The 21,104-nt window shown below is 63.8% G+C and carries 19 protein-coding genes and 1 riboswitch; of the genes, 4 read left to right on the top strand and 15 right to left on the bottom strand.

The annotated features are described in order from the left end of the window. The first annotated feature begins 230 nt into the window (after positions 1-230). On the top strand, positions 231-401 hold the full coding sequence (locus GX515_07020; GenBank protein HHY32762.1) for a hypothetical protein: 171 nt from the start codon (positions 231-233) through the stop codon (positions 399-401). A 112-nt stretch (positions 402-513) separates the two neighbouring features. On the opposite strand, the gene GX515_07015 is transcribed toward GX515_07020, so the two are convergent. From GX515_07015 to GX515_06990, 6 genes are all read right to left on the bottom strand, one after another. Beyond that, entirely contained in the window at positions 514-1,686 is a 1,173-nt protein-coding gene (locus tag GX515_07015; GenBank protein ID HHY32761.1) for a PDZ domain-containing protein, read from the bottom strand. A 287-nt stretch (positions 1,687-1,973) separates the two neighbouring features. Then, the gene (locus GX515_07010; protein ID HHY32760.1) at positions 1,974-3,437 is read right to left on the bottom strand and encodes a phosphoglucomutase/phosphomannomutase family protein; all 1,464 of its coding nucleotides are present in this window, start codon (positions 3,435-3,437) and stop codon (positions 1,974-1,976) included. 133 nt (positions 3,438-3,570) lie between these two features. After that, positions 3,571-4,131, bottom strand: coding sequence for a cob(I)yrinic acid a,c-diamide adenosyltransferase (locus GX515_07005; protein HHY32759.1), 561 nt, complete (start codon positions 4,129-4,131; stop codon positions 3,571-3,573). A gap of 143 nt (positions 4,132-4,274) precedes the next feature. After that, on the bottom strand, positions 4,275-5,072 hold the full coding sequence (locus GX515_07000) for a heme ABC transporter ATP-binding protein (protein HHY32758.1): 798 nt from the start codon (positions 5,070-5,072) through the stop codon (positions 4,275-4,277). Position 5,073: 1 nt separating this feature from the next. Beyond that, positions 5,074-6,063 (bottom strand): iron chelate uptake ABC transporter family permease subunit, encoded by a 990-nt coding sequence (locus GX515_06995; GenBank protein ID HHY32757.1) that lies wholly within the window; start codon positions 6,061-6,063, stop codon positions 5,074-5,076. Positions 6,064-6,347: 284 nt separating this feature from the next. Next, positions 6,348-7,283 carry a cobalamin-binding protein gene (locus tag GX515_06990; protein HHY32756.1) on the bottom strand — a complete coding sequence of 312 codons (936 nt, stop codon included), beginning with the start codon at positions 7,281-7,283 and terminating at the stop codon, positions 6,348-6,350. A 135-nt stretch (positions 7,284-7,418) separates the two neighbouring features. Then, positions 7,419-7,667, bottom strand: a riboswitch (cobalamin riboswitch). Positions 7,668-8,015: 348 nt separating this feature from the next. Between GX515_06990 and GX515_06985 the strand changes: the two genes are divergently transcribed. From GX515_06985 to GX515_06975, 3 genes are all read left to right on the top strand, one after another. Further along, the gene (locus GX515_06985; GenBank protein ID HHY32755.1) at positions 8,016-8,318 is read left to right on the top strand and encodes a ferrous iron transport protein A; all 303 of its coding nucleotides are present in this window, start codon (positions 8,016-8,018) and stop codon (positions 8,316-8,318) included. A gap of 452 nt (positions 8,319-8,770) precedes the next feature. Next, entirely contained in the window at positions 8,771-9,577 is an 807-nt protein-coding gene (locus GX515_06980) for an iron transporter FeoB (GenBank protein HHY32754.1), read from the top strand. Positions 9,578-9,609: 32 nt separating this feature from the next. Then, positions 9,610-10,962, top strand: a complete 1,353-nt coding sequence (locus GX515_06975) for a ferrous iron transporter B (protein HHY32753.1) — start codon at positions 9,610-9,612, stop codon at positions 10,960-10,962. 31 nt (positions 10,963-10,993) lie between these two features. Here GX515_06975 and GX515_06970 read toward each other — a convergent pair whose 3' ends face one another. The 9 genes from GX515_06970 to GX515_06930 form a co-directional block, all read right to left on the bottom strand. Continuing rightward, positions 10,994-12,220, bottom strand: coding sequence for a PLP-dependent transferase (locus GX515_06970; protein HHY32752.1), 1,227 nt, complete (start codon positions 12,218-12,220; stop codon positions 10,994-10,996). 97 nt (positions 12,221-12,317) lie between these two features. Then, the gene (locus GX515_06965; GenBank protein HHY32751.1) at positions 12,318-13,289 is read right to left on the bottom strand and encodes an alcohol dehydrogenase catalytic domain-containing protein; all 972 of its coding nucleotides are present in this window, start codon (positions 13,287-13,289) and stop codon (positions 12,318-12,320) included. A gap of 46 nt (positions 13,290-13,335) precedes the next feature. After that, positions 13,336-14,064 carry a nucleoside phosphorylase gene (locus GX515_06960; protein ID HHY32750.1) on the bottom strand — a complete coding sequence of 243 codons (729 nt, stop codon included), beginning with the start codon at positions 14,062-14,064 and terminating at the stop codon, positions 13,336-13,338. 185 nt (positions 14,065-14,249) lie between these two features. Beyond that, positions 14,250-15,278, bottom strand: a complete 1,029-nt coding sequence (gene mtnA, locus GX515_06955; GenBank protein ID HHY32749.1) for an S-methyl-5-thioribose-1-phosphate isomerase — start codon at positions 15,276-15,278, stop codon at positions 14,250-14,252. A 374-nt stretch (positions 15,279-15,652) separates the two neighbouring features. Then, positions 15,653-16,204 carry a Fe-S-containing hydro-lyase gene (locus GX515_06950; GenBank protein HHY32748.1) on the bottom strand — a complete coding sequence of 184 codons (552 nt, stop codon included), beginning with the start codon at positions 16,202-16,204 and terminating at the stop codon, positions 15,653-15,655. Between the two features lie 43 nt (positions 16,205-16,247). Beyond that, positions 16,248-17,108, bottom strand: a complete 861-nt coding sequence (locus tag GX515_06945) for a fumarate hydratase (GenBank protein ID HHY32747.1) — start codon at positions 17,106-17,108, stop codon at positions 16,248-16,250. Between the two features lie 90 nt (positions 17,109-17,198). After that, positions 17,199-18,533: a TldD/PmbA family protein gene (locus GX515_06940; GenBank protein ID HHY32746.1), complete on the bottom strand. Its 1,335-nt coding sequence runs from the start codon at positions 18,531-18,533 to the stop codon at positions 17,199-17,201. A gap of 17 nt (positions 18,534-18,550) precedes the next feature. Beyond that, the gene (locus tag GX515_06935; protein ID HHY32745.1) at positions 18,551-19,927 is read right to left on the bottom strand and encodes a TldD/PmbA family protein; all 1,377 of its coding nucleotides are present in this window, start codon (positions 19,925-19,927) and stop codon (positions 18,551-18,553) included. Positions 19,928-20,002: 75 nt separating this feature from the next. Continuing rightward, complete coding sequence (locus GX515_06930; GenBank protein HHY32744.1) at positions 20,003-20,965, bottom strand: MBL fold metallo-hydrolase; 963 nt, start codon at positions 20,963-20,965, stop codon at positions 20,003-20,005. Positions 20,966-21,104: the final 139 nt, after the last annotated feature.

The raw sequence follows: 21,104 nt of genomic DNA, 5'->3' as shown, positions 1-21,104 counted from the left end.
CGCGCGCGTCCCACCCCGCCCCGGTAATACCCTGCGATATGCTGGGTGTCTGAACATTCGCGAACATTCGCCGGACGGGCTCTCTCGCGGCGGCGCACGATATCAGCACGCCTTGAGCCACCTTCACTTTGTTAATGTTGTTATTGACATTATTAAGCCCGTGATTTATGCTATTGATGCAAGGATTAACTCTATCAAGGTCTACAAGACCTCGGATGGAGGTGCGGGCCATGATAATCCTGCTCGGCAACGTGAGGATAGAGATCACCAAGACGCCGCGCCGGAACGCTGGCGATGCCGCGAGGCGTGCCTACGAAATGGAGAAGGCCCTGAAGACATGCGAGAATGAGCGGCGGATGCATGAGGTCAGGGCCCTGCGATACGTCCCATGGCTTCGCTGACCGCGCGGCGGGGATGAGCCATCCGCCCAGGCACGCACGCCGGCGCACACCGGCGCGCGTCCCGGAACGGAACAGCTGAGGCGAGAGTGCACGGCGGCGTCACGCGCGGAGGTTATGGCGCTTCCCCCACCGTAACTGTCACCCTCACCGTGCGACCCTCTCGGTAGACCTCGAGTTCGAGTCGGCCGCCAATGCCAGCCGCGTCAACCGCGCCCCGAAGGTCAGCCATCGTGCTCACTTTCTTGCCACCGGCCGACACGATAATGTCGCCCCGTCGAAGGCCCGCGGCCGCCGCGGGCCCTTGCCGCGCGTAGCTCACGATGGCGAGGCCGTTGTCCACGCCAAGGCGATAGTCTCGCGCCACCTCGGGGGTTATCGCCCAAACCTGCGTGATCCCTATCCACGGCCGCCTCACCTTGCCGTACTGGATTATCTCCGAAGCGATGGCCCTCGCGGTGTTGATGGGAATCGCGAACCCTATGCCCTGCGCCTCCGAAATGATAGCGGTGTTGATGCCGACCACGGCGCCGGTCTCGTCAACCAGCGCGCCTCCGCTGTTCCCGGGGTTGATCGGCGCGTCGGTCTGGATCAGGTTCTCAAGGTATATCCCCTGCTCTTCATCGAGGGGGAGAGACCTCCCGAGAGCGCTTATGACCCCCGCCGTCACCGTGTGGTCGAACCCGAACGGGTTTCCGATTGCAACGGCGAGGCCTCCGACCTCGAGCGCGTCCGAATCACCGAGGCGTGCGACCGGGAGATCCTCCCCTTCCACATGGAGCACTGCGACATCTGTGTAGTAGTCGCCGCCCACCACCTGCGCGTTGAACTCGCGCCCGTCGCTCAACACCACCCCGATCTGCTTCGCCTTCTCGATCACGTGATAGTTCGTGAGCACATACCCACGGGCATCGAAGATGACCCCGGAGCCGAGCCCCTCCTCCTGTTGGACCATACGCTCGAAGAAGAAATTGTAGAAGACCCTCTCGCGAAGAGTCGAGACCTTCACGACCGACGGGCCCACATCCCTAGCGATAGCTGTCACTACCGAAGTCGACCCACCAGCCGCCGGCGGCAGTGCCTCGCCTGCGGGTGCTCCCGCGCCACCGCCGGTCCCCTCCTCGGCCGGCTCACCCGTGGAAGCGTGCGGCAGCGCGGCTATACGTTTATCGACCGCGCTCAGGAAGATCGCGCCCACGAGGAGCCCACCCACAACGGCCCCCGCGAGCGCCGCCACGAAGTACGTCGCAAGAGGCCCGCGCCTCGTTCTATAGCCAAAGGAACTCATCGTCCTCACCTCGTTCTGAGCATCTCGCCGCGCAGGCCGAGCCGCTTGCGCGCACCGCTAGCGAATGAGCCGCGCCGCGCCCAGGTATGCTGCCACGAGTCTTCGTCCCTTTTGCCAGCGGGCTAGGGTTACCGGTGCTTGCACGACGGGGCGCCGAGAATTTGCCCTGCCTGCGCGCTAAACTCGAACGGGGCGCGCCGCCGGTGCGCCGTCCCTGGAGGGCAAGGCCGGCAACCCTAGGCAGGACTTGCGTTCTCAAGAGTAACGCGAACTTGTCGCCATCTACCCTACACTCCGGTCGTGGTCTCGTTCCCGACCCTCACGATCTCGCGGACCTCTTCCAGGATGGCTGAAAGCCTGCTCTCTGTTGGCGCCTCGGCGTAAATCCGCACCACCGGCTCTGTGCCGGACGCCCGGACGAGGAACCAGCTCCCGTCCGCGCACTCGGTCTTCACGCCGTCCATGGTCGATACGCGCGACACCGGCACGCCGGCGACCTCTCGCAGGGGGCTCGAGCGGAGCGTGTCCATGACCCTCTCCCTCGCCCCGCCCTCGACATGCAGGTCCACACGTCGACTGTAGAAGTGGCCGACCTCCTCCATGAGAGCACGGAGCGTCTCCTTCAAAGGCCGGCCGGTAACAGCGCGCATCTCGGCGGCGAGGAGGCACGCCAGGATGCCGTCTTTCTCCGGCACGTGACCGCCGATGCTCAGGCCGCCGCTTTCCTCGCCCCCGATGACCACCTTCGCGCGCCTCATCTCCGCCGACACGTACTTGAAACCAACCGGAGTCTCCCGCGCCTCGAGGCCACAAGCACGCGCGACCGCGTCCACCATGTGACTCGTGGCACAGGTACGCACTGCGACGCCCCTCATGCCGCGATTGCGCGCCAGGTGCGCTGCGAGGAGCGATATGACCTGATTCGGCGAGAGGAAAGTCCCGTCCGCATCGATGACCCCGAACCTGTCGGCGTCGCCGTCGGTCGCGAGACCGAGGTGGGCGCCGGTTTCCCTCACCTTCGACGCAAGCCCTTGCAACCGCTGCTCAGAGGGATCCGGGGGGCTGCCGCCGAACAGTGGGTCACGCCTATCATTTACGACAAGAACATCGCAAGGTTCCAGGATGCGCTCGAGATAGCCACGGCCCGAAGCGTGCAGTGGGTCGTAAACGATCCGCAACCGGGCGCGGCGGATCGCGTCCACGTCCACAAGCCGCGAAACATGGTTGATGTAGTCGCCCATCGGATCGAACTGCTTGATGGAGCCGGTGGGCTTGGCCCCGCCCGTTGCGCCCTGACCATCGCCTGCCTGCCCGGGGCTCTCTCCCCTCCAGGCGCCCTCGACCTGCGCGATGCGCTTCTCGATCTCCGAGGTTACATCCGGCATGGCCGGGCCCCCATACTCCGGGATCCATTTCAAGCCGTTGTATTCCGGAGGATTGTGGCTCGCTGTGAACATCACGGCACCCGCGCGTTTTCCGTGGACGACCGCGTGGGCCGCAACGGGCGTCGGCGTGTCGCGGGACGTAACCCACACGTTCACCCCGTTTGCTGCGAGGACAGAGGCCGCCTCCTGCGCGAACCTCTCCGACAGGAACCGCGCGTCGTAGGCCACCACGACCCCTTTGCCGCCAAGGCCCGTCTCACTCAAGTAATCCGCGATCGCCCGGACCACAAGGCGGACGTTTGAGAAGGTGAACTCATCGCACATGACGGCCCGCCAGCCGTCAGTCCCGAACCTGATGCGGCTCATCTTCGCCATCCTTTCGCAAAGCCTCGCCATCCAATCGCCACGCAGCTCGCCCCCGGCACGACCAGCGGGCTTTCCGCACCGCATCTCACGCCTCGCAAGCTCCCGGCGAACTCGTGGGCTCCTGAAAGGCAACTCAAAACTCGATCCCCCGGCGCGCCCTCACGCCCTTCTCAAACGGGTGCTTCACCTGGCGCATCTCAGTGACCAGGTCCGCGCGATCCAACACTTCCTGGGGCATTCCCCGCCCTGTGAGCACGAGCTCCACCCGCGGGCTCCTCTCATCGATGAGCTTCAAGACCTCCTCCAGAGGCACGAGACCGAAGCGAACGGCGATGGAGACCTCGTCCAGCACGAGGACGTCTGCGAGGCCCCTGGACGCCACATCGTGCGCCATCGCAAGGCCCTCGCCCGCAAGCCTGCGGTCCTCATCCGTAAGCCCGCCCTCCTGGAGGAAGCACTCGCGGCACCCCTCACAAGCCGCGAGGCCCTGCCTGATCGCAGAGGCCTTCGGGCAATCGCGCCCAAACTGAAAGAGGCGAAGCTCGGGATACAATCGTTCGGCGGCGAAAAGCTCCCCGGCGTAGCTCGCCCCCTTTGCAAACTGGATCACGACCACGCGGAACCTGTGCCCGGCTGCACGCAGCGCAAGCCCCAAGGCCGCCGTCGTCTTGCCTTTGCCGTCGCCCGTATACACCTGAACGAGCCCCCTGCTCAGGCTTGGCGGCTGATTGCACCCGCCGGAAGGCCTCTCCGTCTCATCTCGAGTATCACGAACCACCTGTTCTCCGCTCCCATCCCATCAATCGATTGACTGAGCCCAGTGACAATTCCGCGGGGTCACCGCCACTCGCGCGGCGCAACCCCGGACAGCAACGCCACCTGTGGCCGCCCGGTCACGGGGTGAGGTGCGACGCACGACCTCACCCCGTACACCTCCTCAATGGCCTCGGGCGTAACCACCTCGCCGGGCGTGCCGGACGCTGCAAGACGCCCATCCTTCAACATCACTATTCTGTCGCAGTACTGGGCGGCGAGATTCACGTCGTGCAGCACGGCCGCGACGCCAAGGCCTTCCCGTCTCGAAAGGCTCCATACGAGGTCCATGATCTCGACCTGATGCCGCGGGTCGAGATGCGACGTAGGCTCATCGAGCAGCAGGATCTGTGGTTCCTGTGCGAGCGCCCGCGCCACCATGACCCGCTGTCTTTCCCCGTAGGAGAGTTCTGTGATCGGGCGCGCCGCGAGGTGAGCCACGCGCGTCGCCTCCATGGCCCGGGCTGCGACCTCCAAGTCACGCCAGGTCTCACCCGAGAACCGTCGGAGGTGAGGCCAGCGGCCCATGAGCACCATATCGCGCACTGTGAACGAGAACGGCAACTGGCCGTTTTGCGGCACCACCGCCAGGCGGCGAGCGACAGCCCTAGCGCTCATCCTCCTGATATCTGTCCCGTCCAGCGTGACTACCCCGCTCACGGGACGAACGGCGCCCGCCATCGCCCGGAGCAGGGTCGTCTTGCCTGAGCCGTTCGGACCGAGCACGCCCAAGAATTCTCCCCCCGAGACGGAAAGAGACACTCCATCCAACGCCGTTATTATACCGTACACACACCGAATGGCAAACACATCCAGCCTCATGCTACAGCGCCCCAGACGCCTTCCGGCGCCTCAACAAGTACACAAAGAACGGCCCGCCCGCGAGCGCCGTGATGACACCGACCGGGACCTCCCCGGGAGCCACGACCACGCGCGCGAGGGTGTCGGCGGCCACAAGGAACCCTGCCCCGACGATTGCGCACGCGGGCATCAGGACCCGGTGGTCCGGCCCAAAGAGGAGCCTAACCGTGTGGGGGACCACGAGGCCCACGAACCCGATGATGCCGCCAACCGAAACCGCCGCCGAGGTAACGAGCGACGCGGCGAGTATCGCGATCCGCTTGAACTCGTCAGGGTTAAGGCCCAGATAGCGGGCTTCTTCATCCCCCAAGCTCATGAGGTTGAAGTCGCGAGCCAGCACGACGAGGGCAGCTATCCCAGCCGCCATGAATGGGAACGCCATCTTGACGTGGGCGTATCCCTTGTTCGAGAGACTCCCCATGAGCCACATGAGCGCCTCGTGCATGGTGTCGCCAGAGACGACGAGGATGAAGGATATCGCCGACCAGAGGAAAGAACCCACAACAACGCCCGCGAGCAAGAACGTGTCAGTGGGTAGCTTGCCCGACACCTGCGCGAGGGAGTACACGACCACTATCGTCGCGAGCGCGGCGAGAAACGCGAACATCGGCACCGAGCTGACCCCCAGGACTGAGACAGGCATCCCCGCAACCATGGCGATCGTGGCGCCGAGCCCGGCTCCAGCCGATACCCCGGCTATGTACGGGTCTGCGAGGGGATTCCTGAGAAGGCCCTGCAGGGCGGCACCGGCGGTGGCCAGTGAGGCCCCGACCATGGCCGCGAGCAATATCCGGGGCAAGCGCACCTGGAGGAGGATGACCTCGTGAGATGACGGCCATCCCTGCTGCGGCGCCAGGCGGCTCCCAAGGCCTGGATGCACGTGCCCGATCAATATGCCAGCTATCTCGGTTGGTGAGATTCGCACGGAGCCCGTGCCCGCAGCGACCACCATGACCGCGACAAGGCCCAGGATGAGAACGGGTAGGCGAGCCGCCCGCCAGACAGGTTGCGCTTTCAAGTGACGAGCCAGCCGCGCCGCGGAGCCTACGGCCTTCCCGCTGCCGGTCTCGGAGAAGCCTCTAGGGTCTGTGCCCGATCCCGGGTCCTCCGTGTCCGGCTCATCCCGGCCTTTCTCACGCACCACCTGTGTATCCACCTCTCCTCGTTGCACGTCTGAGTCGTCCATGCCAGCCTGCGGCGCGAGCTCCCCGAGTCCGTCAGGCTATCCTCGCAGCTTCACCTGAACAACTCCGGATGCAGCAGGGCTGCCAAAGTCTCGAGCCCGTCCACGAGCCGCGGGCCCGGCCGCACCAAAAGGTCGGGGTTGACCTCGTACACCCGCCCCGTCCTGTACGCAGATATCCCCTGCCAGGCGCGACGCGCGAGAGCCTCGGCCTTATTGAAATTCGTCAGGATCACTACGTCCGGGTCGCGCTCTATCACAGCCTCGGCGCTGAATACCGGCCACTCTCCATCGGCGTCGTGGGCGATGTTGCGGCCGCCGGCCGCGGAAACGAGTTCGTCCACGAAAGTCCCCGGGCCCGCCGTCATGAGGGGCTCTCCCCAGATCTCCACAAAAACCCGAGGCCTTTCCGATTGGGTTAGGCGGGCTAGCTTCTGCGCGACACGATCTATCCTGCCTCTGAGCTCCCCCACCAGTCTAGACGCGCGATCCTGCGCGCCAGTGGCCCTGCCTATCAGCGTTATGGCCCGAAGCACTCCGTCAATGCTCTTGGGATCTACCGCAAGGACCGTGACTCCAAGCTCTGAAAGCCTTGAGATGGCTTGACGTTGAAGGCTTCCCACCGCGACGACGAGGTCCGGAGACATCGCCACGATCCTCTCGTAATCGAGCTCGACCGCGCCCACCTTCGGCTTGGTCTTGGCCTCCGGCGGGTAATCGCAAGAGTCGGTCACACCCACGACCTTGTCACCGAGGCCGAGAGCGAAAAGGATCTCTGTGTTGCTTGGGGCCGTGGAAATGATGCGGGCTGGCGGGTGCGAAAGCGTTACCACCCTCCCAAGATCGTCTGTCACAGTTATGGCTTGATCTCCCTGCGCCTCCGCGCACAGCACGGCCTGAGAACCTGTCGCAAGACCTACCAGCACCGCAAGGAAAACGAGCCACATTCCGTAGCGCGCCCTTCTCGTCCCGAGCACTGAGAGAACCATGGTCTGGGACTCCCTCCATTTCCGCGGAATTCGGACCCACCGCACCCGTGCAGGCGCTGCCACGACAAAGCCCCGGCCTTCGGCCGGGGCCTGCTGCTCACTTGAGCGCAACCTGCCTCTCCTTTTCACCGAAGGCGCAAGGTCCGGCTGGCAGGCAGGTCTCCTGGCTTCCGGATCCTCGCATGCCTTGCGCCTTCCCCTGGCACTCCTCTGGGTCTAGCACGCCGTCATCGGCGTGTCCCCAGCTAAACGCCAACCAGAGTGGCTGAGCAAGGCCGCTCCCCGGGTACAGTGGCGGGAACCGCGGGCTTGCAGGGCCTAACCTTGCCCCGCTGCCTCTTCCCTATTCTCCCTGGATAGGGCACCTGCCAGGTTCGTATGGGTTCAGACGTGCATAACCGCGCGTCCGGCTACATTTTAACATTCATTGAGGTCGCTTGGCAACAGTGTCTCGCTTTGGCCGGAGGTCAGGTGCTCGTTTCCCGTGTAGCCGTCGCTGCCAACCCCACCCGGCCGATCCGGGCTCCCGCCGCACCGGTGCACCGCGTCAGGCCTTCTCCTCACCGATTCCATCCGGCGCGTCATAGTATACTACTAGCTGCTTCCTCCCCCACGCCCGCGTCGCGCCTGTGTGCAATTCGAGGCTGGCAGGGACCGGAGGGCACTTAAGCGGAGCAGCCGACCGCTAACGCACGGAAAGAGGATGCGCTGCGTGCGAAAGGAGTTTGGGGTTTGAGCAGACCACGGCGCAATAGCCAGGACCACCTCAAGCTCTCAGATGCCTGCCTTGGATCCACCTGCCGCGTCACCAGCCTGTCCGCAACCGGACTCCCGAGGCGGCGGCTGCTGGACGTGGGCTTCGTGCCCGGGGCATGTGTCGTGCCCGTCCGCCGTAGCCCCGTGGGCGACCCTACGGCGTACAGCGTAAGGGGCACGCTCATAGCCCTCAGAAGGCGGGACGCGGACCTCGTCGCCGTGGAGGTCCTCCGGGAGCCGAGGAGCGATCCCGGGGAGAGCTCGTGCGCCGCACACTGATATGGCCTTTGCCACTCAAGTGTGATGCCGCGAGACCGCTGATGTTTGCCCCAGTATGGCAGCACAGCTCGGCGGGGTCGTCCAGAACCGTCGCTGTCCTCGGCCAGACTGGCAGGTACTCGGGCAGTTCCACAGTCTGGGCCATCGGCTTTCGCCTTTTGCATAGAGGGCACTAAGTGTGGCGGCATAAGTTCTCGTCTCCTTTCCTGACGGCGCTAGGGTTGCCGGTGCCTGCGCGACGGGGCGTGGAGGATTCGGCTGTCTTAAGCGCCGAATTCGAACGAGGCGCGCCGAAACCGCAGCGTCCCCAGAGGGCAAGGCCGACAAGCCTTGGGCCCCGGAAAACGACAGAGAGCCGGTCGCCTCAAACGACCCCATGTTTCCTTGGCGGAGGTGATTCTTCGGTGGCACCCACGCCGCAGCCACGTTCCTTCACACTAAGTCATGCGCATATCCGCCGACCCTCGGCGGGTTCTCTACCTCGCTCCGCCAGATACACCGTAGCCTTGGCAGGAAACCCCAACACGGGCAAGAGCACTGTCTTCAACGCCCTGACAGGCCTGCGGCAGCACACCGGCAACTGGCCTGGCAAGACAGTAACGCTCGCGGAAGGCGTCTACGCGCACCGCGGAGTGGCGCACCGGGTCGTCGACCTGCCTGGCACTTACTCCCTCTTTGCCGCGTCCCCGGAGGAGGAGGTGGCCCGGGATTTCATCTGCTTTGGAGGGGCCGACGTGGTCATTGCCGTCACCGACGCGACGTGCCTCGAGCGAAACCTGAACTTGGTCCTTCAGATCGCTGAGGTGACCCCGAGAATCGTCGTATGCCTGAACCTCATGGACGAGGCAAAGCGCAAGGGAATCACGATTGACGTGGACCAGCTCTCGTCCGAACTCGGCTTACCCGTGGTGCCTACGGTGGCGCGAACGGGGCGCGGCATCGTGGAGCTGATGGATGCCGTCCTCGACGTGGCAAGCGGACGCGTGTCCACGAGGCCCGTCAGGATCTCGTACGGTCCGGACGTAGAGGCGATCATCGCCGAGATCGAACCAGACCTCACGGCGCTCGCATCCGACGCTGGGCTCAAGATCTCTCCTCGCTGGCTCGCCCTTCGCATGATCGACGGCGAGCCCGGCCTTGTTGCGACACTCGGCCGGATCCTGTGCGACGCTCGACCGCATGACGCGAGACCTCCATCGAACGCTCCATCGAACGACGCAGCCCAGTCGGTCGCAGGAAAAGGTGGGATGCCAGCGTGAACGAGCCGACTAGCCGCAAGCACAGAGAGCTCATGGAAGCCGTACGACGAGCGCGCTCGAGGGCACCAGGGGATCTACGCGACCTCGTGGTGGCCAGGATATACGAGACCGCCGAAAGCATATGCCTGAGAACGGTCCACCGCGTGACCCGACCCACTGCCGGCTGGGACACGCGCTTCGATGACGTCCTCACATCAAGCCTTTTGGGGTATCCCATCATGGCGGCTCTGTTGGGCGTGGTCTTCTGGATAACGTTGGTGGGCGCGAACGTCCCATCGAGGCTGCTGGCAGCCGCGCTCTTCTGGGGACAGGACCGACTCCTGGCCCTTCTCGCGTGGGCGGGAGCCCCGACCTGGCTCACAGGACTCGTTGTCATGGGTGCCTACAGGGCCCTGGCGTGGGTGGTATCGGTGATGCTGCCGCCCGTGGCCATATTCTTCCCGTGTTTCGCCCTGCTCGAGGACGCGGGCTACCTGCCCAGGGTGGCCTTCAATCTCGACGCCATCCTCAGGCGCGCGGGAACCCATGGGAAGCAGGCACTTACAATGTGCATGGGATTCGGGTGCAACGCCGCAGGGGTGGTTTCTTGCCGGATAATCGATTCGCCCCGGGAAAGGCTCATCGCCACCCTCACGAATAACTTCGTGCCATGCAACGGGCGATTCCCATCGCTCATAGCCATGGCATCCATGTTCTTCGCCACGGGTCTTGGGGGTGTCGCGAGCCTCTGGCTGCTCGGCACGGTGACGCTCGGAGTTGCAGTCGCCCTCGGCATGTCCTGGGTCCTGTCCCGGACGGCGCTGCGCGGCGTGCCGTCGTTCTTCGTGCTCGAGCTCCCCCCGTACAGAAAACCGCAGGTCACAAGGGTAATCGTGAGGTCGCTGATCGACCGCGCGCTGTTCGTCCTCGCGAGGGCGGCCGCGGTCGCGGCTCCCGCGGGCGCAATCACGTGGGCGCTTGCGAATTTCGCGCCTTGCGGGGCAAGCGTCCTCAGCCGCTTTGCGGGCCTCCTAGAACCATTCGGGCGCCTCATCGGGCTCGATGGGCACGTCGTGGCGGCTTTCGTCCTCGGCCTGCCCGCAAATGAGATAGTCATCCCCATACTCGCGATGGAGTACTCAGGTGCCAGCACCATGCTGGATCCGGGCGGGCTCGACGCGCTCCGACAGCTACTCGTGTCACACGGTTGGACCCAGGTCACAGCCGTCTGTTTCTCGCTTTTCTCGCTCCTGCATTACCCATGCGCCACGACTCTGTGGACCATCTGGCACGAGACCCGAAGCAAGAAGTGGACGGCCGCTGCCGCGCTCCTGCCGCTCGCGGTGGCCTCTGTGGTGTGTTTTCTCACGTCGTCGGTCGCCCGCCTCATGCGCCTAGCCCCGTAGGCCCGCCCATCGCTGCCCGTGTCGCCCAGGGTCAAGCGCGGCGAAGCGCCCGGTCCAGGTCGGCTATGATGTCCTCAGGGTCTTCCAGGCCCACTGAGAGGCGCACGAGGGTCTCGCTAAACCCGAATTCAGAGAGCCTTTCCCTCGGGTACTCGCGATGTGTCATGGACGCCGGGTGCTCGACGAGGGTCTCCGCGTCTCCCAAGCTCACTGCGATGGTACACAACCGCAGGCTGTCCATGAAGCGGACTGCAGCGTCATATCCGCCCTTCAGTTCAAACGACACGATGCCGCCGTATCCCCGCATCTGGCGCATGGCGAGCTCATGCTGAGGGAATCCTTCAAGGCCTGGATACAGAACGCGTTCCACCTTCGGGTGGCCCGCCAAAAACCTTGCCACGGCAAGCGCATTGGCGGCGTGGCGTTCCATGCGGAGGCGAAGGGTCTTCAGCCCTCGAACCAAGAGCCACGCGTTAAACGGCGACAACACGCCCCCGAGGTCGCAGAGGAAATCAAAGCGAAGGCGGGTAACGTAATCCGGGTCGCGCGCCACCGCCACGCCCCCGAGCACGTCCCCGTGCCCGCTTATGTACTTCGTGCACGAATGCACCACGACGTCCGCGCCGAACGAAAGCGGGTTTTGGAAATACGGCGTAGCAAAGGTGTTGTCGACCACGACCGCGGCCCCCCGGGCATGAGCCGCCTCGCAGGTGGCGGCTATATCAACGATCCCCAGGTTAGGGTTGGCGGGAGACTCGAGGTACACAACCTTGGTCGCGTCAGAGTCAGAGAAAGCTGCTTGAACTTCGCCAGGGTGTGAAAGGTCAGCGAACCTCGGCCTTATGCCGAATCGCGGGAGGAGGTGCGTAAGCACGTGGTACGTTGAGCCATAAACAGTTCGGGAGGCCAAAACCTCGTCCCCCGCCTTGAGCAAGGAGAGGAGGACGGATGAGATGGCCGCCATTCCGGAGGAAAAAGCCACTGCCCCAGCACCTTTCTCGAGGATCGCCATCTTGCGCTCGAAGAGCCGCAGGGTAGGATTGTTACCGCGGGTATAGACGTACTCGGCGGATTCTCCCGAAAAAACTTCCTGCGCGTGGGAAACGCTGTCGAATACAAAGCTGGAAGTGAGGAAAATCGGAGGGCTTATCGCACCGTGCGCGTGCTTGCCATCCCACCCGGCGTGGATCGCCTGCGTGTCGAACCCGGCGCCTCCTCGACCGCTGCGGTTCGCATCGGTCTTGGTCTTTTCGTCCACCCCTCGTCACCGTCCCACCCTGCCTAAAGTCCATGTGCACCCGAAAAGCCCGGTGCCGCGACCCTGCGGACGAGCAGCTGTGGCTCTCATCCCGCGGCTAGGACGCCTCGCCCCGGAAATCCAGGAGCACCTTGAGGCTTCCTTTTCTCGATGCTTCTTCGAAAGCCTCTACCGCGCGCGCAGCAGGGAAGATGGCCCCGATGAGGCCGCTCGTATCGATCCTCTGCTCCTCAAGGAGTCGAATGGCGGGCGGAAACGGGCCGCACCTCGACCCAACGCACGTGACCTCGTTTACCACCAAAGGAGAGAGGTTGACAGGCGCGCCGGCGTGGAACGTGCTCTTCAGGACGATGGTGCCGCGAGGGCGGACGAGTGCGGCGGCGTCCGCGAGCCCCGAAGGGCTCCCGGTGCACTCCACGACCACGTCGGCTTTCCGCGGCAAGCTTCGGGAGCCTGCGAGAGCCGTCTCGATGCCTCGCCTCTCCGCAATCGCTAGTTTCTCGGCATGCCGTCCGACCAGGATCGCGCGGTGGCCGGAGGCATGGAGTACCTCCGCCACGAGTAGGCCAAGCTTCCCGTCGCCCAGCACTACAACGCTGTCAGACTGACGAATGTGGACCTGCTCCAGCACCTCAACGGCCGCGGCGAGCGGCTCGACGAACACGGCCTCGAGGTCGCCCACGTGCTCCGGCACGCAGTGCAGATTGCCGGACGGGAGCACCGTGTAGTCTGCAAAGCAGCCGGGCCAGTCACGCATCCCCATGGTGCGTATGCGCTCGCAGTGTCTTGGGTGGCCCACGCGGCACATCGAGCACTCGCCGCATGCCACGTTTATCTCGCCGACGACTCGTCTCCCGACGAGACCCGGATCGTCAGCATCCGCCACCGTCCCGACGAACTCATGGCCGAGGATACCGACATATCCCAGGTATCCCCGGGTCACCTCGAGGTCGGTGTTGCATATCCCGGCAAGCCTCACTCGCACAAGAGCCTCGCCCTCTCGCCTTGCCGGGAGGGGCATGTCCTCGCGAACAAGAAGCCGCCTGCCATCAAAAAAGACCGCGACCACGGCACCTTCACCTCATCCCCGTCTCGCCTGCGAGATCGGCGTCCCCCTATCCTTCTGTTGCGGCGAGCCGAGCCACGGCCTCGAGAGCGATCTCCGCCTCAAGCTCGATGGCCTCCGCCACCACTTGACGGTTGGGATTGTACGAATTGCCGTCGAACTCGATCGCCATGCCGTCCACGGCCAGAATCGCGCCTGCCCGGGCGCCACGCAGCGCGGCCACAATGAGGAGGGCCGATACCTCCATCTCCACACCGATGGCTCCCGCACGACTCATCTCCTCGTTCGGAAGCGGCAGGATCCCGGGATAGAGAGCACCGACCGTAAGCACCACGCCTTTGGTGATCTTCGCGCCGCGCTCCACCCCCACGCGGTACAGAGCATCCACCACGGCGGAGTCTGCTATGGCCGGAAACGAGATCGGCACCAGTTGGCTTGTGACGCCATCCTCTCGGACGGCACCCGTGGCCACGATGAGGTCCCCATCCACTATGGAACGGTTCAGCGATCCTGCGGTCCCAACCCTGATGAGCACCCTCGCGCCCGCCTTGATGAGCTCCTCGAAACACACGCACGCCCCGGCAGCGCCGACCCCGTGGGAAGCGATCGTGACGGGCGTGCCACGATACACGCCATTCACGAGCCGGTATTCACGGTTGTACGAGACCTCGCGAGCGTGCTCAATGTGCCTCGCGATGGTCTGGGTTCTCGCCGGGTCGCCACAAACCACGACGTAGTGAGAGACTTGTCTCGGATAGACCTTGAGTATGGGAAGCATCTTGGACTCGTCCATTCCAACCCCCACTCTCTTCCCCAACGGGTTCTTCCCCAGCGGCTTCTTCCCTAGCGGGCGCTCGCGTCGCGAATCCGATGGCTGAGTCTCACCAGCACTGGCGCGGTCGCCCGCGATACCCGCCAGCCTGCCGACGACGCCCGCGCCGCCGGACACTCTCAGAGCCCCAATCAACCAACGAGGGCTCGAAGGCTCGTTTCATAGGGGGGACGCGCCACCCCTCTATCTGTGATGATCGCCGAGACGTATCGAGACGGGGTCACATCGAAGGCAGGGTTGAACACAGCGACCCCCTCGGGTGCGATCCTTTGCCCGAGCACGTGCGTGACCTCTCTCGGGTCCCTCTCCTCTATGGGAATGTCCCGCCCCGTCGGGCACTCCAGGTCGAGCGTGGACACCGGCGCGGCGACATAGAATGGAATCCCATTCTCCTTGGCCAGCACCGCCAGGCTGTACGTGCCTATCTTGTTCGCCACATCCCCGTTGGCCGCGATCCTATCGGCTCCGACGATGACGCAATCCACCTTCCCAAGGCTCATGACGTAACCCGCCATGCTGTCCGTGATGAGCGTAACTGGGATGCCGTCCTCGAGGAGCTCGAACGCGGTAAGCCTCGCCCCCTGGAGATACGGGCGAGTCTCGTCTGCGAATACGTGAACCCGCTTGCCATCCTCGAACGCCGCCCGCACCACGCCCAGCGCGGTCCCGTAACCCGCTGTCGCAAGCGCGCCCGCGTTGCAGTGGGTGAGCACCGAGACGGGGCTCCCGAGGAGCTCCGCCCCGTTCCGGCCGATCCTCCGGTTTGCCTCGACATCCTCCGCCTCCATGGCACAGGCTGCCCTCTCCATCGCCGCGGGGATTTCGCGCCAGTCCGGACAGGCCGACGCCACATCGAGCATCTTGCCCACTGCCCAGGCCAGATTCACCGCGGTAGGCCTGGCCTGTACAAGGTCGCGCGCAGCAGCCTTCAACCGGTCGACGAACGCGCCCTTGTCGTGCGTGTCCGCGTCGTGCGCCGCCAGCACCATGCCATATGCAGCACTTACCCCGATGGCCGGCGCGCCTCGGACCTTCATCGTGCGTATGGCCTCTGCCACGTCCCGGCAGCTCACACACTTCACGTAATCCTTCTCCAGCGGCAGCTTAGTCTGGTCGAGAAGTTCCAAGGCCGTGCCGGTCCATACGATCGGTTTCAACATCTGTACATTCACATCCTCCTGTGGGCAACGCCCAGTGGGGCACGAGAAGGCGCCACACGAGAAGGCGCCCCCAGGGCACCACGCTCCTTCTATGGTTTTATGGCGTGAATCTCTGCCCAAAGCGGCGATCCCCAACTTAAGCGCCTGGGCTGCGTCACCATAGGCGATCGCGGGCCAGACGGAGCATGCGCACGGTAAAGCAAAGGGTTGCCAGCGTCGCGGTCCAAAACGACACGGCCGGTGCAGGCGGAATGGCCCAACAAAACCCAGCCGCCGGATCGACTATCGCTCCAGCGGCCGGATCCCGACCCCGTTCGTGCGTTCACCGGCAACCCTGCACCTCACGGAGCGCAAGCGGACCGAGGCAGCCGCACTCAGCTCACACGGTACTTGCGCACGCCCTCTTCGTAAAGGTCGTTCCCGTATATGTCATTCACGACAACGGCCGGAAAGCCCTCCACGGTGAGCTTTCTTATTGCCTCGGGACCGAGGTCCTCGTACGCCACGAGCTCTGATGCCTTCACGCACTTGGCAAGAAGCGCCCCTGCGCCGCCAATGGCGGCGAAGTACACCGCCTTAAACCTCATCATTGCGTCCCTTACGTCCCGGGAGCGACTTCCCTTGCCGATCATGCCCTTGAGCCCGTGCTCCATCAGAATCGGAGCGTAGGAGTCCATCCTGTAACTCGTCGTCGGACCCGCCGAACCAATGGCCTGCCCGGGCCGGGCCGGCGCCGGACCGACATAGTATATGATCTGTCCCCGGATGTCCAGCGGAAGCTGCTTCCCCTCGGCAATGAGCGCGACAAGTCTCTTGTGCGCGGCGTCCCGAGCTGTATACAAAACTCCCGAAATCCTCACGTTGTCGCCAGCCTTCAGCCGGGCAACGACCTCATCAGTGAGCGGTGTGAATATCTCGATTGCCACCTATATTGCCTCCTTCAACCAGCCTCTCAAAACACCTAGGCGCTCAAAGCACGATGGTCTCGTGCGGGCCGACGTGACAGTTGAGGTTCACCGCCACAGGCATGCTTGCGATGTGGCACGGCGCATACTCGATGTTCACTGCAAGCGCCGTCGTCCTCCCGCCGAGCCCCTGCGGCCCAATGCCGAGCTTGTTGATCTCGGTGAGAAGCTCTTCCTCGAGCTTCGCGTACATTGGGTCAGGATTGTGGGAGCCGACCGGACGCAAGAGAGCTCTCTTCGCAAGCAGCGCGACCCGGTCGAACGTCCCTCCGATCCCAACCCCGACGACCACTGGCGGGCAGGGATTGGAGCCTGCCTTCTCAACGCGTTCAACAACGAACCGCTTCACACCCTCAACGCCTGCCGCGGGAGTCAACATGGCGACACCGCTCATGTTCTCCGCGCCCCCGCCTTTAGGCGCGACCGTTATCTTGACCTGCGTGCCTGGAACGATATCAACGTAGACTACGGCGGGCGTGTTGTCCCCCGTGTTCACCCTCCTGAAGAGTGGGTCGTTTACGATGGACTTGCGGAGGTATCCTTCGGTGTAGCCCTGCCTCACACCATCGTTGATGGCGGCGTAAAGGTCGCCTCCAACGAAATGCACATCCTGACCCACTTCGACGAAGACCATCGCCACCCCCGTGTCTTGGCACGCGGGGACCCCTTCATCCCGTGCGATTCGGTGATTCTCGAGGATCTGCTTGAGGATCTCCCTTCCCACCGGAGACTCCTCATTCTCCAAAGCACGCTCGAGTGCGGCTATTGTCTCGCGCGGCACGTTGCAGTTGGCGCTCACACAGAGTTTCTTGATGGCGGCTCGCACGTCAGCCACGTTAACCTCGCGTAATCCGTTACAACCCATGCAACTCCCTCCGATTCGTCCCAATATGGCGGTGCCATCGTGGCGCGTCATCACTCGCCGCCGCCCGCGCTCTGGGAAGGGCAGTCGCGTTCACTTGCCCGTGACGGACACGCCCTCGAGCTGTATATAGGGCAGCCTCATTTCGCCGATGGTTACCACTTCTCTTGATACGGCTACTATGTGTGCGAAGAGTTCGTAGATGTTTCCCGCAATCATAACCTCCTTTACCGGCTTTGCGATCTCCCCGTTTTCAATGTAATGGCCGCCCTTGACCACGCCGGAGAAATCGCCGCTCACGGGGTCAAGGTTGCCCGAGAACCTGTTCACTATGAGGCCCTTCGGGATGGCCCGGATCATCTCATCGAGGGAAGTCTGGCCCGGTGCGACCACGAAGTTCGTGGACCCTATCCCAGGCGTCGTCTGATCGGTTCCGGTGGCGCGCCCGTTGGAGCGCACACCGTCCTTGCGCGCAGTATAGCAATTGTAAAGATAGTGCCCGAGCACTCCGTCCTTCAGAAGCTCTATCGGCTCAGGTGGCACGCCTTCGCGATCGAACGACGCGGAACCGAGCGCCGCGGGGATCCGCGGGTCGTCTGTCACGCTGAGAAGCGGAGAGGTCACCGTCGACCCAAGCTTACCGGCCCATTTAGACCTTCCGTTCTGCACATTCTCGGCGCTCGACGAGAACGCTATGGGCTGAACTATGAGCTCATCGCCCGCGTAGGGCGTAACTATCACGCTCCCCTTGAAGCTCGGGATGGTAGTCGCCCCGAGAGCCTTCACCACCTTATCGGCAAGGCGGCGACCGCAAGCCTCGGGATCGATTCCTGCGAGCGCGCAGGACCCCGAATACTCGGCGTCGAACGACGAGATGTCATCGCCGTCGCGGGCAAACGCCATACCTACGCACACGAAGCTGCTTGCCCTCTCCGAAAGGCGCACGCCTTTCGAGTTCGCGATGGCCCGCTCACTGATGTGCGCCGCGAAGCTGGTGGAGTCAATGGTGACGCGACTGTCGTATGCCCTGGCGGCCTCGACGAACCTGCGCCCCAGATCGAGCACGTCCTCGAGGACAAGGCGTTCCGAAGCCTCGTCGTAAATCCCGGGCACCGGCCTGGCCTCCGCAGGGTCCGGCAACACGTGGTTGGGGTCAACGGGCGACGCTTCCGCGATGGCGAGCGCGGCTGCGAGTGTGTCATCCAGCGTCTCGCCACAAAGCACGTTGGTGGCTGCAAAGCCCTGCCTTGAGCGGCGGATGACGCGTATACCGACTCCCTCATAGCTATCGCCCTTCGGGACCTGAAGATCGTTCTTTTCGAACACCGCCTCGAGCTTGCGGGCCTTGAGGTAGTAAACCTCGGCCTCGTCTGCTCCCATGGCTTTCGCGCGCCGCACCAGTTCCTCAGAAATCTCAAGGCCTTTCATGACGCGTCCCTCCCCGCTCATTCGTGCCGCCCTCCAATGGTAACCCGGCACCGTAGATACGGTCCGCCCGCATCGACCTTGGCGGGCTGCCACTTCCCGCAATGCCCGCTGCCTAGATCGAGCTCGAAGTCGCTCGACACAGCGTCGACGCTCTTGAGCACGTCGAAGGCCTGGCCCGAAATGGTGATCCCCTTTACCAGCTCCCCGATCCGCCCGTGCTCGATCCTGTATGCCTCAGAGACCCCGAACATGAATTCAGCCGTCGAATCCGCCTGGCCCCCCTGGCCCATCTCTCTGAGGAAAAACCCGTGTTCGACCCCTGCGATCATGTCCTCGAGCCTCGAGTCACCCGGAAGGATGAACGTGTTGGTCATGCGGATGATGGGCTCGTCCCTGTACGTGAACGCGCGTGCGTTGCCCCGCGGCACGGTGTCGAAGGCCGCCGCAGACTCCCGACTGTGCAGGTAGTTTCGGAGGACGCCTCTCTCGATGATCACGGTGCGTTCCGCCAGCACGCCTTCGTCATCCACAAGGACCATCCCGGCAGCGCCGGGCATCGTTCCGTCATCAACCAGGGTCACGAGGTCGGACGCGACTTTCTCGCCGATCTTGCCCTTAACCACGGATCCGCTTTGCACGAAATCAGCCTCCACTGTGTGGCCAATGGCTTCGTGGGACAGCACTCCAACGAGCTGAGGATCGAGTATCACAGTGTATTGGCCGCCCTTGGCGTAGCCTGCGTCCAGCTTCCTCACGGCAAGTGCCACGGCCTCGTCGACCATCTTGTCAAGATCGCGTTTCTTCATGAGGTCATTCCACCCGCCCGTGACCCCCCATGCCTTGGCACCGGTTTCGCGCTCGTCTCCCCGCCCCACAGTCGCGAACACGTGGAAGCTTGGCTTGCGGTCCACAATGTGCGCCTCTGCGCCATCTGAGGTGACAATGAACTTCTCGTCGGCGTACTCCGTATAGACCACGATGCTCCCCACGACAAGGGGCGATGCCTCCCGCATTCGTTGCTCCGCTTTCAGAACAACCTGGATCTTCTCGGCGATGCCTGGCTCATCGACGCAAGCCTGATATACGAACTCGCCCTTGCCAAGGCGAGCCGGGGCAAGCCGGGCCTTGTCGCGCCGGAGCCGGGCGCCGGCTCTCGCAGCGTCCGATGCCTCGATAACGGCCTTTCGCAGGCCCTCCAAAGTCACATCGGTAGTCGATACGAAACCCCAGCACCCATCCACCAGGCATCGGACTCCAGCCCCAGCGAGGGTACGTCGCTCCACACGCTTGAGCGTGCCGTTGCGGGCGTCTATGGCGGTTTGGACACGCCGGTGATATCGGATCTCCGTGTACCCTGGCGCACCCATCATGGCGGACTTCAGCAGGTCTAGCATTCGGCCACCTTCCTTCCTCGCGCATCGTAATATATGTTTCGCAAGTAAACCAGAACTCCTCCTCGCCGCCGCAGTCTAGCGCGCGGTGCTCACCTGGAACGTGGTCCCATCCGTGACCACCAGCACGTCGCCGTGCGTGTCGGTCCGGTAAATCTCGTCCGTGTGCTCCGCTAGGTTCATCAGGGTCACCCGATGAGGATGGCCGAACGGATTGCCGGCTCCGACCAGTATCACCGCGACAGCAGGCTTCACCTCTTCGAGAAACCAAGGCTTCGACGAAGTGCTGCTTCCGTGATGCGCAACCTTGAGAACGGTTGCGCCGAGCTCGACCCCGCGCCGGAGCATGGCGTCCTCCGCATCCCTCTCCGCGTCGCCCGTGAAAAGGAAGCTAGTCGTGCCATACCGAAGCCTGATCACCACGGAGCAATCATTGATGTTCTCGGGAAGCGGCTCAACCGGGCTCAGGATCCGCGCCTCTACGCCCGGCCCCAAATCGATGTCCCCACCCGCTCTTCCGAGGCGGAAGTCGATGCCCTTCTCATCGATGAGCGAGAGGAAACGCTCGTATGTGGCTGTCGTATGAACCTTTCCCGAGTCCACCACGAGGCCGACCTTGAATTCGCGCAGCACCTCGATGAGCCCTCCGATGTGGTCCGCGTGCGGGTGCGTCGATACCACAACGTCAAGCTTGGAAACGCCGTGGACCTTGAGGTACTCCACAAGCCGATCGGAGGATTCGGGAGGTCCGCCGTCTATGAGCATTGTCTTGCCGGAAGGCGCCTCTACGAGCACGGCGTCTCCCTGGCCGACGTCTATGAAATGAACTCGAAGCCGCGCAGGCCCGCCCGCTATACCGGCGGCACGCGCCTGCAACGACGGAACCTCGACAGCGAGAACCGTGAGCGCCAGGACGACCAGGGTACACCTCACGAGCCCGCGGCTCCCACGGCCTGCTCGCCTCAGACGGGTCACGGGGTGCAGCCCCAGGAGAGAGCGAGCGCGTGCGAGAACACCCACCTTTGGTTCTTTGGGCCTCATGCTATGACCTCCCGATCGCCCGACGGACCGTGACAAGCCTATGAGCCTATGTGAGGGGCCGCGAGTCATCGCAGCATTTCCGACGGTTGCCTGGTCGCCAGTTATCGCGCGACGGCTGTCAGAGCCCAGCCGCTTGGCT

This window comes from Bacillota bacterium (assembly GCA_012842395.1).
Taxonomy (GTDB): domain Bacteria; phylum Bacillota; class SHA-98; order UBA4971; family UBA4971; genus UBA6256.
Note: the sequence above shows the minus strand (reverse complement) of the source record. Positions and strands in the feature narration are given on the sequence as shown.

Coding starts and splice junctions, on each gene's coding strand:
- GX515_06930 (HHY32744.1), bottom strand. CDS start 20,965: ATGAGGCCCAAAGAACCAAAGGTGGGTGTTCTCGCACGCGCTCGCTCT.
- GX515_07010 (HHY32760.1), bottom strand. CDS start 3,437: ATGAGCCGCATCAGGTTCGGGACTGACGGCTGGCGGGCCGTCATGTGC.
- GX515_07000 (HHY32758.1), bottom strand. CDS start 5,072: ATGAGGCTGGATGTGTTTGCCATTCGGTGTGTGTACGGTATAATAACG.
- GX515_06975 (HHY32753.1), top strand. CDS start 9,610: ATGGAAGCCGTACGACGAGCGCGCTCGAGGGCACCAGGGGATCTACGC.
- GX515_06935 (HHY32745.1), bottom strand. CDS start 19,927: ATGCTAGACCTGCTGAAGTCCGCCATGATGGGTGCGCCAGGGTACACG.
- GX515_06945 (HHY32747.1), bottom strand. CDS start 17,108: ATGGGTTGTAACGGATTACGCGAGGTTAACGTGGCTGACGTGCGAGCC.
- GX515_06960 (HHY32750.1), bottom strand. CDS start 14,064: ATGCTTCCCATACTCAAGGTCTATCCGAGACAAGTCTCTCACTACGTC.
- GX515_06940 (HHY32746.1), bottom strand. CDS start 18,533: ATGAAAGGCCTTGAGATTTCTGAGGAACTGGTGCGGCGCGCGAAAGCC.
- GX515_06990 (HHY32756.1), bottom strand. CDS start 7,283: ATGGTTCTCTCAGTGCTCGGGACGAGAAGGGCGCGCTACGGAATGTGG.
- mtnA (HHY32749.1), bottom strand. CDS start 15,278: ATGTTGAAACCGATCGTATGGACCGGCACGGCCTTGGAACTTCTCGAC.
- GX515_07020 (HHY32762.1), top strand. CDS start 231: ATGATAATCCTGCTCGGCAACGTGAGGATAGAGATCACCAAGACGCCG.
- GX515_07015 (HHY32761.1), bottom strand. CDS start 1,686: ATGAGTTCCTTTGGCTATAGAACGAGGCGCGGGCCTCTTGCGACGTAC.
- GX515_06995 (HHY32757.1), bottom strand. CDS start 6,063: ATGGTGGTCGCTGCGGGCACGGGCTCCGTGCGAATCTCACCAACCGAG.